Source organism: Pelomonas sp. Root1444 (assembly GCF_001426885.1).
Lineage (GTDB): Bacteria > Pseudomonadota > Gammaproteobacteria > Burkholderiales > Burkholderiaceae_C > Pelomonas.
Genome location: NZ_LMFP01000004.1, coordinates 586 through 1,071, shown reverse-complemented (window position 1 = coordinate 1,071; position 486 = coordinate 586). Strand labels below are relative to the sequence as shown.

The window sequence follows — 486 nt, the reverse complement described above, 5'->3', positions numbered from 1 at the left end:
CGTAGATAGATGAGATTACAAAGACAGTGACAGTGAAACCAAGAAAATATTACAAGCATGCATTTTTATTTTTATAACGACACGAAACAACAACATATCTTTTTTAAGGGAGAGATTTAAACGACTAAGGATGATGGATCTTATGAGATTGTTTGTACCTTTTCGTAGAGGACCATATCTATCTTAGATTTGTGTCTCTAGATGCTTGGCCTCACGTTGAGACGGCTTGCAAGTTTCTGTCCCAGAGATCTATCAGCTTGAGACCAGTAAGATATCCAGATGCTACGGATCTCATGGGTCAGACGTGGCTCTGATAGTATCTCAACCCATCTCTTGACAAAACGGTCTTGCCTGTCTGGTGCCCATGATCTGTATCTATCTCCAGGCTGTTTGAAGTTGTTCTCCTTCTTGATGACACACTTTGTTCGGATTCCAGTGTAGGAATTTGTAGGGATAGGAGCTTTCTCAGCGCAACGGACAGGATCA

The 486-nt window shown here is 41.6% G+C and carries 1 protein-coding gene; it reads right to left on the bottom strand.

Going from position 1 to position 486, the window contains the following annotated elements; all coding sequences use genetic code 11:
- Positions 1 to 197: 197 nt before the first annotated feature.
- Entirely contained in the window at positions 198 to 413 is a 216-nt protein-coding gene (locus tag ASD35_RS28510; RefSeq protein WP_369819199.1) for a catalase-related domain-containing protein, read from the bottom strand.
- Positions 414 to 486 lie beyond the last annotated feature (73 nt).